General features: G+C 38.6%; 14 protein-coding genes. 4 read left to right on the top strand and 10 right to left on the bottom strand.

Annotation, left to right across the window (positions count from 1 at the left end; genetic code table 11):
• The 6 genes from ugpE to QHG54_RS04655 form a co-directional block, all read right to left on the bottom strand.
• On the bottom strand, positions 1–852 hold the full coding sequence (ugpE, locus tag QHG54_RS04680) for a sn-glycerol-3-phosphate ABC transporter permease UgpE (RefSeq protein ID WP_317992749.1): 852 nt from the start codon (positions 850–852) through the stop codon (positions 1–3).
• A 10-nt stretch (positions 853–862) separates the two neighbouring features.
• A complete protein-coding gene (gene ugpA, locus QHG54_RS04675; RefSeq protein ID WP_317992750.1) occupies positions 863–1,747 on the bottom strand; it encodes a sn-glycerol-3-phosphate ABC transporter permease UgpA in 885 nt (294 codons plus the stop codon).
• Between the two features lie 107 nt (positions 1,748–1,854).
• Positions 1,855–3,180, bottom strand: a complete 1,326-nt coding sequence (gene ugpB, locus QHG54_RS04670; protein WP_317992751.1) for a sn-glycerol-3-phosphate ABC transporter substrate-binding protein UgpB — start codon at positions 3,178–3,180, stop codon at positions 1,855–1,857.
• Between the two features lie 414 nt (positions 3,181–3,594).
• Positions 3,595–4,521, bottom strand: coding sequence for a metal ABC transporter solute-binding protein, Zn/Mn family (locus QHG54_RS04665; protein ID WP_317992752.1), 927 nt, complete (start codon positions 4,519–4,521; stop codon positions 3,595–3,597).
• 1 nt (position 4,522) lies between these two features.
• Positions 4,523–5,404, bottom strand: a complete 882-nt coding sequence (locus tag QHG54_RS04660; protein WP_317992753.1) for a metal ABC transporter permease — start codon at positions 5,402–5,404, stop codon at positions 4,523–4,525.
• Between the two features lie 3 nt (positions 5,405–5,407).
• Positions 5,408–6,160, bottom strand: coding sequence for an ABC transporter ATP-binding protein (locus QHG54_RS04655; RefSeq protein WP_317992754.1), 753 nt, complete (start codon positions 6,158–6,160; stop codon positions 5,408–5,410).
• Positions 6,161–6,873: 713 nt separating this feature from the next.
• On the opposite strand from QHG54_RS04655, the gene nrdH reads away from it, so the two are divergent.
• From nrdH to nrdF, 4 genes are read left to right on the top strand one after another with little or no spacing between them, the layout of a single operon-like run.
• Entirely contained in the window at positions 6,874–7,098 is a 225-nt protein-coding gene (gene nrdH, locus QHG54_RS04650; RefSeq protein WP_317994012.1) for a glutaredoxin-like protein NrdH, read from the top strand.
• Positions 7,098–7,496 (top strand): class Ib ribonucleoside-diphosphate reductase assembly flavoprotein NrdI, encoded by a 399-nt coding sequence (gene nrdI, locus QHG54_RS04645; RefSeq protein WP_317992755.1) that lies wholly within the window; start codon positions 7,098–7,100, stop codon positions 7,494–7,496. The genes nrdH and nrdI overlap by 1 nt, the downstream gene beginning before the upstream one ends.
• Positions 7,478–9,628, top strand: coding sequence for a class 1b ribonucleoside-diphosphate reductase subunit alpha (gene nrdE, locus QHG54_RS04640; protein WP_406603937.1), 2,151 nt, complete (start codon positions 7,478–7,480; stop codon positions 9,626–9,628). Before nrdI ends, nrdE begins: the two co-directional genes overlap by 19 nt.
• A 13-nt stretch (positions 9,629–9,641) precedes the next feature.
• A complete protein-coding gene (nrdF, locus tag QHG54_RS04635) occupies positions 9,642–10,616 on the top strand; it encodes a class 1b ribonucleoside-diphosphate reductase subunit beta (RefSeq protein WP_317992757.1) in 975 nt (324 codons plus the stop codon).
• Here the strand turns inward: nrdF and prmC are convergent.
• From prmC to secA, 4 genes are all read right to left on the bottom strand, one after another.
• Positions 10,613–11,482 carry a peptide chain release factor N(5)-glutamine methyltransferase gene (gene prmC / locus QHG54_RS04630; RefSeq protein ID WP_317992758.1) on the bottom strand — a complete coding sequence of 290 codons (870 nt, stop codon included), beginning with the start codon at positions 11,480–11,482 and terminating at the stop codon, positions 10,613–10,615. The two genes, nrdF and prmC, sit on opposite strands and share 4 nt — an antisense overlap.
• Complete coding sequence (prfA, locus tag QHG54_RS04625) at positions 11,479–12,558, bottom strand: peptide chain release factor 1 (RefSeq protein WP_317992759.1); 1,080 nt, start codon at positions 12,556–12,558, stop codon at positions 11,479–11,481. The genes prmC and prfA overlap by 4 nt, the downstream gene beginning before the upstream one ends.
• Positions 12,559–12,742: 184 nt before the next feature.
• Positions 12,743–13,237, bottom strand: coding sequence for a Fur family transcriptional regulator (locus tag QHG54_RS04620; protein ID WP_317992760.1), 495 nt, complete (start codon positions 13,235–13,237; stop codon positions 12,743–12,745).
• A complete protein-coding gene (gene secA / locus QHG54_RS04615) occupies positions 13,176–15,893 on the bottom strand; it encodes a preprotein translocase subunit SecA (protein ID WP_317992761.1) in 2,718 nt (905 codons plus the stop codon). Before secA ends, QHG54_RS04620 begins: the two co-directional genes overlap by 62 nt.
• Between the last annotated feature and the right edge of the window lie 306 nt (positions 15,894–16,199).

Raw genomic sequence — 16,199 nt, 5'->3', positions numbered from 1 at the left:
TTATTTCTCCGTTTCAATAAGGCCTTTGATAAAAAGCCGTTGCATGCAAATAACGACAAGAACAGGTGGTACCATGGCAACGACCGATACTGCCATGAGTATATTCCATTGAGGGTCATGTTGAAGTGATTCTACAACAAGCTGTTTTAGAATAATAAGAATAGTTTGATGATTTTGATCAGTCGTAACTATAAGAGGCCAGAGATATTGTATCCACCCATAAATAAACATAATGATAAATAAAGCGGCAATATTGCTTTTGCTAAGAGGAAGAAGAATATCTTTAAAAAATTTAAATGGTCCTGCACCATCAACACGAGCAGCTTCTAAAAGTTCATCAGGAACAGTCAAAAAAAACTGGCGAAATAAAAATGTAGCAGTTGCGGATGCAATAAGTGGAATAATCATTCCGCTGTAGGTGTTTATCATCCCTAACTGTGCGACCACTGCATATGTTGGGATAATCCGAACTTCGACAGGTAGCATCAGAGTGACAAAGATGAGGGCAAAAGCAGTTTTGCGGAAGGGGAAGCGCATGTAGACAATTGCATAAGCGGAAAAAAGTGAAATAATGATTTTTCCAATACTAATACCAAGTGCCATAATGAGCGAATTTATTAAAAGCGGCCAGAGATTAGGAAGACCAAGCTGCACAAGACCATCGCCAAAGATTGTTTTATAGTTTTCCAGAGCATATTTCCCCGGTAAAAGAGGAAGTGTGCCTGAGTTAAATGCTGCTGAACTATGCGTTGATGCAATAATAGCAACGTAAACCGGAAAGCAAATAATGATAATGCCAACAATGAGAGTGAGATGGGTTAGAAATTTCAAAATAGGACGATTTTCAACCATAGTTGGCTTCCTAATATTGTACACGACGTTCAATCCAGCGGAACTGGATAAACGTTAAGACAATAACCATCAACATTAATATCGTTGATTGTGCTGATGATGCACCAATTATTTGGTTTTTGAAACCATCATCATATACTTTGTAGACGAGAGTGCTTGTTGCACGTGCAGGGCCTCCAGAGGTTATGTTGTCAATAATACCAAATGTATCAAACATAACATATTGGATATTAACGATAAGAAGGAAAAAGGTAGTTGGTGAAATTTGCGGAAAAACCACAGTCCAAAATCGTTTAAAAGGGCTAGCACCATCAATTGCTGCTGCCTCTATTTGGGAACGTGGAACGGATTGAAGACCTGCAAGAAAAAAGAGAAAATTGTAGGAGATTTGTTTCCAGCTGGCTGCAATGACAATAAGGATCATTGCTTGAGTACCATTAATACGATAATTCCATATAATACCTATTTCTCCAAGAAGAAAAGGGACAATCCCGATGGTTGGATGAAAGATAAACAACCATAATATACCTGCTAATACAGGAGCAACGGCATAAGGCCAGAGTAAGAGCGTTGTGTAGACTTTTTTTGCGCGGATAACACGATCAACACAGACAGCCAAAAGAAGTGATATCGCCATAGCAACGACAGTGACAGAAATGGAAAATATTGCGGTTGTGAGTAGGGATTGTATATAAGTAGGGTCAGAGAGAATTGTCACATAATTTTCAAAACCGATAAAGGTTGTCTTAAAGCCAAAAGGATCCTCACGTTCGAAAGATGATTTTATTGCTTGGGCAGCAGGCCAAAAGAAAAACAAAAAAGTCACGATGAGCTGAGGAAAAAGCAGCCAGTAAGAAAGTAGACTGTTTTTAAAATATGCATGTTTTTCTTGCATTCGTAGAGGCTTCTTAAATATAGAGTCTTTAGAAATATGAACAAAAAAATTGAAAAAAACTCAACTGCTTGGTTGAGTTTTTAATCTTTAATAACAATAATGAAATCTTAATGATTAGCCTTCTCAAATTCACGTAAAAGTTTATTACCACGTTTAATGGTTTCATCTAATCCATCTTTAGGTGTTTTTGATCCACTAAGAACAGCTTCTAGTTCTTGATCAAGAATGGAACGAATTTGCGGCATGTTACCAAATCTTATACCCTTTGAGTTAACAGTCGGTGGATTGAGAGTGATCTGTTTAATAGCGATATCTGCACCGACATTTTTATCGTAATAATGCTGTTCTTTGCTCAGTTCGTAAGCAGCGTTTGTCGTTGGAAGGTAACCTGTTGTCTGATGCCACTTAGCTTGATTATTCGCTTGCGAGAGAAACTTAAGGAAAGCGGCTGCACCTGCGTATTCTTCAGGAGTATGACCTTTTAAAGCCCAAATAGAGGCGCCACCAATAATTGAATTTTGTGGTGCACCTTCTACGTCGCCATAGTAGGGCAGCATACCAAATCCCACATTAAATTGCGCTTCGGAAACGATACCAACACGTGATCCTGAAGATTGTATAAAGATTGCACAATTTTGTGTCATAAACATTGGTGTTGCATCTAATGCACCGGCAGGGCCACCATAACGGAAAATACCTTGATCAGACCATTTTTTAAGGTCAGTCCACATACGCACTTGTAAAGGACCATTAAAGGTAAGCTCTGAATCAAGTCCGCTGAATCCATTTTCTTTCGTTCCAAAAGGAATATTGTGCAAAGCTGAAAAATTTTCTAGGCCAATCCATTGAGATGCATAAGCCATTGTAAAGCCGCAGCTTGCCGCTTTAGTTTCAAGAATCTTTTTAGAGAAGTTTTCGACATCTTGCCATGTTTTTGGTGGCTGTTCTGGATCCAGTCCTGCTTTTTTAAAGATATCTTTATTGTAATAAAGGATTGGCGTTGAAGCGTTGAATGGCATAGACAACATTCGTCCCTGAACATCCGAGTAATAACCACTTATAGCAGGCAAATAATCTGCAGAATCAAATTCTTGTTTTGTGTCAGTCATAAGCTGATAAATGGGATAAACTACACCTTTTGCAGCCATCATAGTTCCAGTGCCAACTTCATAGATTTGAGCAAGAACCGGTTGTTGTTTTCCACGAAATGCCGAAATAAGTGAAACCATACCTTCTTCATATTCACCACGAAATGAAGGAACAACTTTGTAATTAGATTGGCTAGCATTAAAGTCGTTAATGAGACTTTCAGTTTGTTTTCCTAACTCGCCGCTCATAGAATGCCAAAAGCTGATTTTTGTTTGCGCAAAACTCACTGTTATCACGCTAGTAGCAACGATAAATGCTGCTATAGAAAGATAAAAACGACTCATGGCTCACCCTTTCCGAAGCGATGGAATACAGATTTCCCCTAGATTTATAGTATTACACATGAACATCCCGTGACGATTTTATTCCAGAAATAAATATATTGGTTCATTTAAACAGGAACCACTAAAAGGTCAAACGAATTTGTTTAAACTTGTCAGTTTTTCCTTTGTGATAGTTATTGTGTGTTAATATGGCTGCATAAACAGCAGACAAAATAACGGAAGTGGTTGTTAAGATGGGAGTAGAAGGAAAGCTTAAGCATACACACAGTAAATGCTATACGATTGAGACAGTACAATATTTGGATTTACTGTTCTCAGGGAGGTAACATTTAGCTTTTATGTTATCTATCTTGTAATTTTTAAGCGGTAGAATCAAGGGAAATTTGCTTGCATTCCAATTTATTGTGATGTGTCTTAATTTTTCCTTATTGCATTGGTGATAGTGTTAACATTATGTTCCATCATATCAAGATAAGTTGCAGCGGGGCCATTTTCGTCTGACAATGCATCGGAATACAGTTTTCCAGCAATTTTTAAACCTGTTTCCCTTGAAATCTGTTCTATGAGACGAGGATTAGAGATATTTTCAACAAACAATGCTGCTGCTTTATTAGCTTTGATTTGTTTGATAAGTTTGGCGACATCGCCTGCGGTAGCTTCAGCTTCTGTTGAAGCACTTTGGGGTGCAAGTATGGTGAAACCATATTCTTGGGCAAAATAGCCAAAGGCATCATGAGATGTGATAATAATACGCTTATCTTGTGGGATGGTGGCAATTTTTGCTTTAAGAGTTTCTTGTGCTGTTTTAAGCTTTTGGATGTAAGCGTTGGAATTTTGTCTGTAGCTTGCACAGGATTGTTGGTCGATTTTACAAAAAGCAGTAGCAATATTTTTGACATAAATTTCGACATTCGGGATAGTTTGCCAAGCATGTGGATCAACACTGCTGTGGTGGTGATGTGGTTCCACACCATGTTCTTGATTTGTAATGTTGAGGGGGGGGATGTTGGCACTAGCTTCGACAACAAGTGCCTTTGTGCGACTTGCTGTAATGAGTCGATCGATAAAACCTTCTAAATGAAGTCCGTTGATGAAAACAATATGAGCTTCTTTAAGAGCTTTGGCATCGTGGGGAGTAGGTTCATAGGTGTGGGTGTTTGCATTGGGACCGACAAAAGTAGTTATAGAAATATGATCATCTCCTACGTTTTTTATTAAATCTGCAAGAATAGAAAAGCTCGCAACAACCCTGATCTTATTGTGCGCAGAAGCAGAAAATGGGGAAAGTGCAAGTAACAAGAGAGCCCCAAACACAATAAATTGTTGAACAAATTTAGGCATATTATTTCCTTAAGGTAAGAGAAGAACTATAAAAAAGGTAGGGAAACCACGTTACAATAAAACCGCGTGGACTGATAAGGCAGGAAAGAAGATAAATAAATCCTGCGGCAATAATGATAGCGGGTCCGGAGGGAAGTGACAGGTGAAAAGAAAGCAATAAGCCACATATGCTAGAAATGATTCCCAAAAAGATAGAGAGGATGCAAATAGGGACAAGACGCGAAAGCCAAAAACGGGCTGTAATAGCTGGAATCATCATAATGCCAACAGAAAGCAATGTTCCTAGTGATTGGAAACCACCAACCAGATTCAACACTACAAGGATAAGCAATAAGATATGAACATATTTACTCAAGGGAGAGAGTGATTTAAAAAAGAGGGGGTCAACGCTTTCTACCACAAGAGCACGCCAGAAAATGCATAAACTGCATACTGTGATCAGCATTATAGTGGTAATTAACCAGAGAGCTTGTGTATCAAGTGCAAGCACTGAGCCAAATAAAAGATGAAGAAGATCAATCGTTGATTTTTTCAGTGAAACAAGAATGACGCCTGCTGCTAGCGCAATAAGATAAAAGACGGTCATTGATGCGTCTTCTTTCTGGAAGCTATTCCGTGAAATCAAGGCAGTTGCTACCGCAACAATGATACCAGCTAAGATTCCACCAAGTGTCATAGATATAAGGGAAAAGCCACAAAGGAGAAAAGCAGCTGCAACACCAGGAAGAATAGCGTGGGATATAGCATCTCCTGTTAGACTCATTCCACGCAGCGTTAGAAATACGCCAATAGGACAGGCACTGATAGACAAGAGAATCGAGCCAATAAGAGCATTTTGCATAAAATAGAAATCAACGAAGGGTGCAAGAAAAAATGCGTACACGTATTATAATCCAATATGGTTAGAATCATTAATGGAAAGACATTGTTTTAGCGGGTTGATATAAAAAGAGTTGGATGTGAGAGATGGTATAACATGATGAGCACTGTCGTTGAAAAATTGTATTGTTTTTCCATAAAAGGCATTTTGTTGATTAATTTGAATCATTTGAGGAAAATGTTCTTGCACAATAAGGGGGTCATGGAGTGCTGTAAGAATTGTTCGCCCTTGCTGTTGCCAATGAGTGATTAACGCAAGAAGGTCCTTTTGGGTATGACGATCCACACCATTGAAAGGTTCATCGAGCAAGATAATATCGGCATCTTGTACAATAATACGTGCAAAAAGAGCGCGCTGTAATTGACCACCTGATAGTGTTTCAAGTGATTGGGTGGCAAGCGCCGTGAGCCCAACCATTTCAAGTGCGTTTTGGATTTTGTATTGATAAGGGCGCTGATTTTTCCACATTCCACAGAAAGACCACAGTCCCATTTTTATGAGTGTTTTTACATCAATAGGAAATGTTCGGTCAATGTCGCATTGCTGAGGAAGATAAGCAATACGATTTTTCTTTGATTTTGTAATTTTACCACTAATAGGTTTAATCAAGCCAGCAATGGCTTTAAGCAGTGTGGATTTTCCAGAACCGTTGTCACCTATTATTGCAACTAAAGAGCCTGCCTTCAGTTTTGCTGAAAAGCTATTTATTGCTATCCTGTTCACGTAGCCTAATGTTGCACGATCGAAATGCAGTCCCATAATCATATTACCATATTTATTATTTTGCTTAAGATAGTTATGTTATATAATTACATTTGTCAATAAAACGTTATATTATTACATACGTTTTGGGAGTTGAGTATTTTGGTGGGAAGATCGTGGAAAATTCAAAATAATGTTTGAATTCTCCTTGACGAAAGAGAGTGTGTGTATACTATATATAGTATCAAAATGATTGGTGATTCTGAATAAGCACAAGTGAGGGTATAGTGTGTTTCGTTTGGTATCTAAGTTATTTCCATAATGTGATAGCAAAAGGTTTATTGACCAAGAGGAGAGCAGCATCTCTGCTGAAGTCTCTTTAGGGGGAATTTCCTTTCATTTTTGTGAGTTGATTTTTGTCATAAAAGAGTAAACTTAGGGTGTTGAGGAGCGGCTGCTGGAGGCGTTTTAGGGGTCGTTAGTTTTTTATGCCGTAGGAGGGAATTATAGTGCAAGCAGAAGATTGTTTTATAACTAGGCGACTTTACAATTTAGGTTGTGGGATAATCATTTATTCTCGTTATAATTTTAAAATTATTTGATGAGGATTTCTGTTGCGTTCAGAAAGCTATGTATATTTGAACGAGAGTATAGCTACACGTGCTTGCGTGTGCGGTTGCTGTTTTTTTGTTATTCTTGAGTATCTATAAACTTGTTAGAATTGACTCTTGATAGGGTTGATTTTTTTGGAATTATGAAAGTTGAAGAAAATGCCGGTTACTATTTATAGCAAGCCATCTTGCGTCCAATGTGACGCTACACGCCGCGCCTTTGATGCTAAAGGCATTAATTATCGTGTCATTGATATTTCCTGTGATGAACAAGCATACAGTTTTGTTCAATCCTTGGGGTATCGTCAGGTTCCTGTAGTCGTTTGTGGTGAAAATCATTGGTCTGGTTTTAGACCAGATATGATTAGTGGTCTTTGTGTTTAATGGGACTTATTGTTTATTATTCGAGTGCAACGGGTAATACTGAATATTTTGTTTCTCAGCTTGGTCAAAGGCTCTTCAAAATTGATAAAAGAAAGCCGTCTGTGTTAGTTGATGAGCCTTATGTATTGGTCGTTCCTACGTATGCAGATGGTGAAGGAAGAATGGCTGTGCCGAAAGCAGTTATTCATTTTCTCAATGAAAGTGAAAACCGCCAATTAATTCGCGGTGTCATTGGTGGTGGGAATCGTAATTTTGGTCGCTATTATAATTTAGCGAGTAAGATTATTGCTGAGAAGTGTCTTGTGCCTTGTCTTTATCGCTTTGAGTTGCGCGGAACTGATGAAGACGTTGTTTTTGTAAAGAAGGGATTGGAAAGATTTTGGAAACAGTTGGTATAGAACAATCGCAGAAATCGGATCAGATTACGGATTATCATGCGTTGAATGCAATGCTTAATCTTTATGATGAAAATGGTCATATCCAATTTGATATGGATCGGCTTGCTGCACGGCAGTATTTTCTCCAGCATGTTAATCAAAATACGGTTTTTTTTCATAATCTTAAAGAAAAAATAGATTACTTGATAGAGGAAGGTTATTATGAAAAGGCTTTGTTTGAGCTTTATGATTTTTCTTTTATCAAAAGGCTTTTTAAGCGCGCTTACGCATTTAAGTTTCGCTTTCCTACTTTTTTGGGCGCATTTAAGTATTATACCAGCTATACACTGAAGACTTTTGATGGGAAGCGCTATCTTGAGCGTTATGAGGATCGTATTTGCGTTGTGTCTTTATATTTAGCACAAGGAAATAAGGCTCTTGCTGAGAGTTTCGTAGATGAAATTATTACCGGACGTTTTCAACCTGCAACGCCGACGTTTTTGAATGCGGGGAAAAAGCAACGCGGCGAATTAGTATCGTGCTTTTTGTTGCGTGTTGAAGATAATATGGAATCGATAGGTCGTTCGATCAATTCAGCTTTACAACTTTCAAAACGCGGTGGAGGTGTAGCGCTTTGTTTGACAAATTTGCGGGAAGCAGGGGCGCCGATCAAGAAAATAGAAAACCAGTCTTCAGGTGTCTTACCTGTGATGAAACTCTTAGAAGATTCTTTTTCTTATGCTAATCAACTTGGGGCGCGGCAGGGTGCTGGTGCTGTTTATTTGCATGCGCATCATTTAGATATTATGAAGTTTTTGGATACAAAGCGCGAGAATGCTGATGAGAAGGTCAGAATCAAAACTCTTTCGCTTGGTGTGATTATTCCTGATATTACTTTTGAGCTTGCACGTAATAATGAAGATATGTACCTATTTTCACCTTATGATATCGAGCACGTAACAGGAAAACCTTTTAGCGATATTTCTTTAACGGAGCATTATCGATCTTTTGTTGATAACGCAAAGATTCGTAAAAAGAAAATAAGTGCACGTGTCTTTTTCCAAACATTAGCGGAAATCCAATTTGAATCAGGTTATCCGTATATTTTGTTTGAGGATACTGCTAACCGAGCCAATCCGATAGCCGGTCGTATAAGCATGAGCAATTTATGTTCAGAAATTTTGCAAGTGAGTGAAGCGAGTGAACTGGAAACAGATTTAACATATCGCACTGTCGGCAGTGATATATCGTGTAATCTTGGTTCAATGAATATTGCAAAAGCAATGGAAAGTGATGATTTCGGGCGGACGGTAGAAACTGCTGTTCGTGCTCTTACTGCTGTTTCCGATATGAGCAATATTGCTTGCGTGCCTTCCATTGCAAAAGGCAATGCCGAAAGTCATGCGATTGGTTTGGGACAAATGAATTTGCATGGTTTTTTAGCGCGTGAACAGATCTATTATGGATCCCCAGAAGCGATTGATTTCACCAATATCTATTTTTATACTGTGGCGTATCACGCAATACGTGCTTCCAATTTGATTGCACGTGAACGTCAAGAAGTATTTGCAGGATTTGAAAAATCAGCTTACGCAGATGGTCGTTTTTTTGCTAAATATATTGAGAAGGAATGGAAACCACAATTTTCACTTGTACAAGAAATTTTTGCACGTAATAATATCGTTATACCGGACCAAAAGGATTGGCAAGAACTCAAGAAATTAGTTATTGAGTATGGGCTTTATAATCGCAATCTTCAAGCTGTACCACCCACTGGATCTATTTCCTATATTAATCATGCGACATCTTCTATACATCCGATTGCTTCAAAGATTGAGATTCGCAAAGAAGGAAAAATTGGACGCGTTTATTATCCCGCTCCTTACATGGATAATACGAATTTGAATTTCTATCAGGATGCTTATGAGATTGGTCCTGAAAAAATTATTGATACCTATGCTGCTGCCACACAGCATGTTGATCAAGGTCTTTCATTAACGTTATTTTTTCCTGATACTGCCACCACGCGTGATATTAACCGCGCGCAAATTTATGCTTGGAAAAAGGGTATAAAGAGTATTTATTATGTACGGTTGCGGCAAGTAGCGTTGAGTGGAACAGAAGTGGATGGCTGTGTTTCATGTAGTCTATAGGAGAGATAATCATATGACAAAGATTACGACCAAAAATCCTGTTGTTTCCGCTGTCAATTGGAATAGATTGCATGATGAGAAAGACCTTGAAGTTTGGAATCGCTTGACTGGAAATTTTTGGTTGCCTGAGAAGGTCCCACTTTCCAATGATATTCCTTCATGGTCGAGTTTAACAGAGGAAGAACGCAAACTAACAATTCGTGTTTTTACAGGGTTAACTCTCTTGGATACGATTCAGAATACCGTAGGAGCCATTTCGCTTATGGCTGATGCAATAACCGAGCATGAGGAGGCAGTGTTGACAAATATTGCGTTCATGGAAGCGGTTCATGCACGTTCTTATTCCTCTATTTTTTCAACTTTGTGTTCGACGGTAGAAGTCGATGATGCTTTTAGATGGTCAGAAGAAAATGTTCATTTGCAAAAAAAAGCTAGATTAGTGCTTGAGCGTTATGAAGCGAATGATCCACTAAAGAAGAAAATTGCTTCGACTTTACTTGAGAGCTTTTTATTTTATTCTGGTTTTTATTTACCCATGTATTGGGCTAGCCGCGCTAAATTGAGTAATACAGCCGATCTCATTCGGCTTATTATTCGTGATGAAGCGGTACATGGTTATTATATAGGTTATAAATTTCAATTAGGGTTTGCAAAACTTGACGAAGTCAAAAAGCAGGAAATTAAAGACTTTGCTTTTAACTTGCTCTTTGACCTTTATAATATTGAATGCAAATACACTGAGGATCTTTATGATTCACTTGGATTGACAGAAGATGTAAAAGTTTTTCTTCATTATAATGCGAATAAAGCTTTAATGAATCTTGGGTTTGAAGCTCTTTTCCCACCTGAGGTTTGTCGTGTTAATCCTGCTATTTTAGCTGCTTTGTCACCCAATTCTGATGAAAATCATGACTTTTTTTCAGGAGCTGGTTCTTCCTATGTTATTGGTAAGGCGGTTGCTACCACGGATGATGATTGGGAATTTTAGTGGTTATATGTAAAGAGAAGTGCGCGGGGAATACCACTCAGATCTTTGCGCATTTCTAAACACTGAAAGCCATTTTTTTCAAACAAGTTGCAGACTTCTTTTTCTTGAGAGTAGCCGATTTCAACAGCGACAAAACCTGTTTCTTTTAAGTAGTTTGCTGCTTCATGAGCGAGCTTTCGATAAAAATCAAGACCATCTTTTCCACCAATCAGAGCGCGCAATGGATCATACAGACGTACTTCTTTTGCAAGATTTTTGATATCTTTTTCTGGAATATAGGGTGGGTTAGAAATAATGAGATCAAACCGATCTGTAACAGAATCAAACCAATCGCTGAGCAGGGGGGTAAAGCGTTGTATGACCTCTGCATTTTTTGCATTTTTTGTAGCTGTTTTGAGGGCATCTTCAGAAATATCGACAGCTACTGCATAGGATTGGGGAATTTGTTTAAGAATCGCAATAACAATGGCGCCACTTCCTGTCCCCATATCAAGCAGTGTTACTTTTCTTGATTTTTCTACATTTTTTTTGAGAAATGGTAAAACAAGATCCACAAGCGTTTCTGTGTCAGGGCGTGGTTCTAATGTATCTTGAGATAATGCGAGGGGTATACCATAAAATTCCCGTATCCCTATAATACGATAGACGGGTTCGCCAGCAAGCCGTCGTTGTATAGCTTGTTCTAATTGTGTAATTTGCTCAGGAGATAGACACATATCTGGTTGAGAAATTCTATCAAATGCATTTGTACCTGTTATCCATTCAACAAGTATTTTTGCATCAAGATTGGCTTCAGAAATCCCTTGAGTGCATAATTTTTCTTGTGTTTTACGAATGATCTTGTTGAGAGAATAAGAATCATTCATCCATTATCAGCCATTTCAGTAAGGAGTGCAGTTTGGTAATCGGATATGAGTGCATGGATAATCTCATCGAGATCTCCTTCTAGGATGCGGTCGAGTTTATACAGTGTGAGATTAATACGATGGTCAGTAACACGTCCTTGCGGGAAATTATAGGTACGAATACGCTCTGAACGATCACCAGAGCCCACTTGGTTTTTACGGGATGCGGAGCGTTCACGTTCTGCTTTTTGTCTTTCAATGTCGAATAAGCGTGCACGTAAAATTTGGAGCGCCCGTGCTCGGTTTTGGTGCTGCGATTTTTCTGCTTGTACAACCATAATTCCTGTTGGAATATGCGTGATACGAACAGCTGAATCGGTTGTATTGACATGCTGTCCTCCTGCTCCAGATGCACGCATTGTATCGATGCGAATATCTTCGGGACGAATCTCAATATCAATTTCTTCCGCCTCTGGAAGAACTGCAACAGTGGCCGCGGACGTATGGATACGTCCACCTGTCTCTGTTTCAGGGATGCGTTGCACACGATGGACACCTGATTCAAACTTTAGTTTAGAAAATACGCCTTTTCCTGAAATGGTAGCAATAATTTCTTTATATCCGCCAACTTCGCCATCACTAAGAGAAACAATTTCGACTTTCCATTTATGAGTATTGGCATAACGTTCATACATGCGAAAAAGATCACCAGCAAAAAGTGCTGCTTCTGATCCACCTGTACCCGCTCGAATTTCAATAATAGCACTTTTTTCATCAGCAACATCTTTTGGCAAAAGAAGAATTTGAAGCTCTTGCTCAAGCTGTTCAATTTTTTGACATAAGAGTGGCAATTCTTCTTGGGCAAGATTACGCATCTCCATATCTGTTTGCGTATCACTGATCATGGTTTTGATCTCTGCTTTTTCTTTATAGAGAGCATTTAATATTTTTATGGGGGCAACAATTGACTCTAATTCTGCATATTCAGAAGCTAATTTTACATATGTTTCAGCATTGGGGTTTTCAGCCATTTGGCTTTCAATTATTTCAAAGCGCTTTTCAAGCTGTTTCATACGATCTTGTGGCAAAGAAACCATGACAATATTGGCCTAATTTGTTATAGTAATATTTAACGATTGATTGCTTTATAGCATCCTATAAAAAGGGGTAATAAAGTAGAAAAACTTTCTCGTCCATGAAAAGTATAAGTTATTAAGGTGAACGTGCCTAAAGTCTTCTTTTTATGAAGAGCTTTTTTGTTATATGTACGAAATCATTAATTTAAGAATTGCGTTTTTTTCCATAAAGTTCAAGACGGTGGTGAATGATATCATAACCAAGAGATTTAGCAATTTCCTCCTGCATCTTTTCAATGATATCCGATTGAAATTCAATAATTTTTCCTGTGTCTACATCAATGAGATGGTCATGGTGTTGCCCATCTGCCTGTTCAAACCGAGACGGTCCACCACTAAAAATGTGACGATGAATCGTTCCGTTTTCTTCTAATGTTTTCATGGTCCGATAAACAGTTGAAAGAGAAATACTAGAATCTATTTTGTTGGCGCGTTGAAAGATTTCAAATGCATTTGGATGGTCGTTTGTATCGGCCAAAATATCAAGAATAATACGTCTTTGGCGGGTTACTCTCAAACCCGCTGTGCGTAATTCTTGTTCATAATTTCGCTCTTTATTCATCTGCACTATTTGCTTTTCAGACAAAGGCACCATGACAGTGTTTGTATTTTTTTTCTGAACCGCAAGGACACCGCTCATTGCGTCCAACTTTTCCCCATGTAGTTAAATCATTTGGGTCACGATCTTTTGGGTCAACAAACTTATTTTCTTGTGATCTTGCCCACAAAGCAGGATCATTTTCTTTTCCTTGAGTGTTCAAGAGAGAGTCGTCAGCATCTGTTTGCACGGGAGTGAGTGGTTCTGTGGGTTGTTGAATAATCTCGAAACGCATAAGCTTAGAAGTAACGTTTCTGCGTAGATTTCTGAGCATAGTCTGAAAGAGTTCAAATGATTCTGTCTTATACTCATTGAGCGGATCTCGTTGTGCATAACCACGAAAACCAACAACGGAACGTAGATGGTCTAAATTGACGAGATGTTCACGCCATAACGTGTCAATGGTTTCAAGTAATATAGCTTTGTGGAAATAAGCCATAATTTCTGGAGAATAGCGTTCAGCACGTTCATTTTCGAGTTTAATAACAGCATCTGATACACGTTCTAAGATTTGTTCTTCAGCAATTCCATCTTCTTTTGCCCATTCTTCTATTGGAAGTTCAAGATTGAAGAGTTGGTGAAGTTCCTCTTGTAGAGCTTTTACATTCCATTTTTCAGAATATGTTCCAGCTGGAATGTAAGTTTCTACGAGATCTTCAACCACTTCGTTACGCATTTCAAGGATCATTTCAGTTAGATCATCTGCGTTCATGACCTCCATACGTTGCTCAAAAATAACTTTACGTTGATCATTCATCACATCATCGTATTTTAATAAATTTTTACGAATTTCGAAATTTCGTCCTTCAACCTTCTTTTGCGCTTTTTCAAGGGCTTTATTAATCCATGGATGGATGATAGCTTCATCTTCCTTTAATCCGAGCTTTTGCAGCACGCTATCCATACGGTTGGAGCCAAAGATACGCATGAGATCGTCCTGAAGGGAGAGAAAGAATTTTGAGCGACCAGGATCACCTTGGCGGCCGGAACGACCACGGAGCTGGTTATCAATACGACGACTTTCATGACGTTCAGTAGCAATGACGTAAAGACCACCAGCAGCTAATGCTTTTTCCTTGAGTTGCTTAACATCTTTTTTTATTTCTTCAATTTTAGCAGTGCGCTCTAGACCTTCAGGCATATCCTGTAATTCTTGCCGGATGCGCATCTCGACATTTCCACCAAGCTGTATATCAGTACCCCGCCCAGCCATATTCGTTGCGATGGTTAATGCCCCAGGAACCCCCGCTTGGGCAATAATGTAAGCTTCTTGCTCATGATAGCGAGCATTCAGAACTCGAAAATCGGTAATGCCCTCTTTTCGTAAACGTTCTGCCAATTGTTCTGACTTTTCAATAGAAGTTGTCCCAACAAGAATAGGCTGTCCTTTTTCGTGTGCTTGACGGATATCACGCACGATAGCACGATATTTTTCTTCTGCTGTTCGATAGATTTCATCATCTTCATCACGACGCTGTACTGGTAAATTTGTTGGGACTTCGACAACGTCAAGACCATAAATATTACTGAATTCTTCGGCTTCTGTTGTAGCAGTACCAGTCATGCCAGACAATTTTCTATACATACGAAAATAATTTTGGAAAGTGATAGAAGCTAAAGTCTGATTTTCTGGTTGAATAGCAACATGTTCTTTAGCTTCTAGTGCTTGATGCAGCCCTTCAGAATAACGCCGTCCTGGCATCATACGACCTGTAAATTCGTCAATGATAACAATTTCACCATTACGAACAATGTAATCTTTATCACGGACAAACAGCTTATGCGCTTTTAGGGCATTATTGATATGATGGACAATAGCAACATTTTCTATATCATAGAGGCTTTCACCTTTAAGATGTCCTGCCTGTTCAAGCATTTTCTCAATTTTTTCAGTACCGACTTCAGTAAAGATTGTTGTTTTTTGTTTTTCATCTATTTCGTAGTCTTCAGGAGTTAAGGCAGGAATAAATGTATCAATAAGGTTGTAGAAGTCAGTACGATCTTCTAGAGGACCAGAAATAATAAGGGGAGTACGCGCTTCGTCAATGAGAATCGAATCGACTTCATCGACAATTGCATAATGGTGTCCACGTTGAACCATTTGATTACGATCAAAAGCCATATTATCGCGCAGATAGTCAAAACCCAATTCATTATTTGTCGCATAGGTGATATCACATGCATAGGCTTTTCGACGGGCATCACTATCAAGATCATGCAAGATTACGCCTGTTGTCAATCCCAAGAAACCAAAGATTTTTCCCATTGTTTCAGCATCACGACTGGCAAGATAATCGTTTACTGTAACAACATGAACGCCTTTTCCTTCCAATGCATTGAGATAAATTGGCAGGGTTGCCATTAATGTTTTACCTTCACCCGTGCGCATTTCAGCAATGCCACAATTATGAAGCACCATTCCACCAATGAGCTGTACATCAAAAGGACGCATATCATAAACACGTTTTGCGGCTTCACGAACAGTTGCAAAAGCTTCTGGTAGGAGTAAATCAATAGTTTCACCTTCCATGAGACGTTTACGAAATTCATCTGTTTTTTGACAGAGTTGCGTATCGCTTAATTTTTGGAACTGTTCTTCCAAAGCATTAATTTGCATGACTTTTTGGCGAAGAGCCTTGAGGCGTCGTTCATGAGCTGAACCAAAAAATTTACGTGCAAAGACACCTAAACCGACCATCTCTGGCCCTTTCTTTTATTAGTTATCACTATTGTTGGGCACTCCATATGCTGTCCCCATACTCCACATCCCCTAAGGTATTTAATATAACCAAACGCAGATGGTATCATTATACTTGTTGGTACACAATTTTTCACTTCAATGATAGAGTAGAGATAAGGGGATAAGTGCACCATGTCAACTTTAGTAATGCTGTTTAGTTGGCATATTACAAAGTAATTTTAAAGTGTCATATGACATTTTCTCTATTGTCATTTTTTTTCAGTATCATGAGGTGGGATAGAAAAGCTAAAATATTTGTGTTTT

The organism is Bartonella gliris (assembly GCF_045277155.1).
Taxonomy (GTDB): Bacteria; Pseudomonadota; Alphaproteobacteria; order Rhizobiales; family Rhizobiaceae; genus Bartonella; species Bartonella gliris.
Note: the sequence above shows the minus strand (reverse complement) of the source record. Positions and strands in the feature narration are given on the sequence as shown.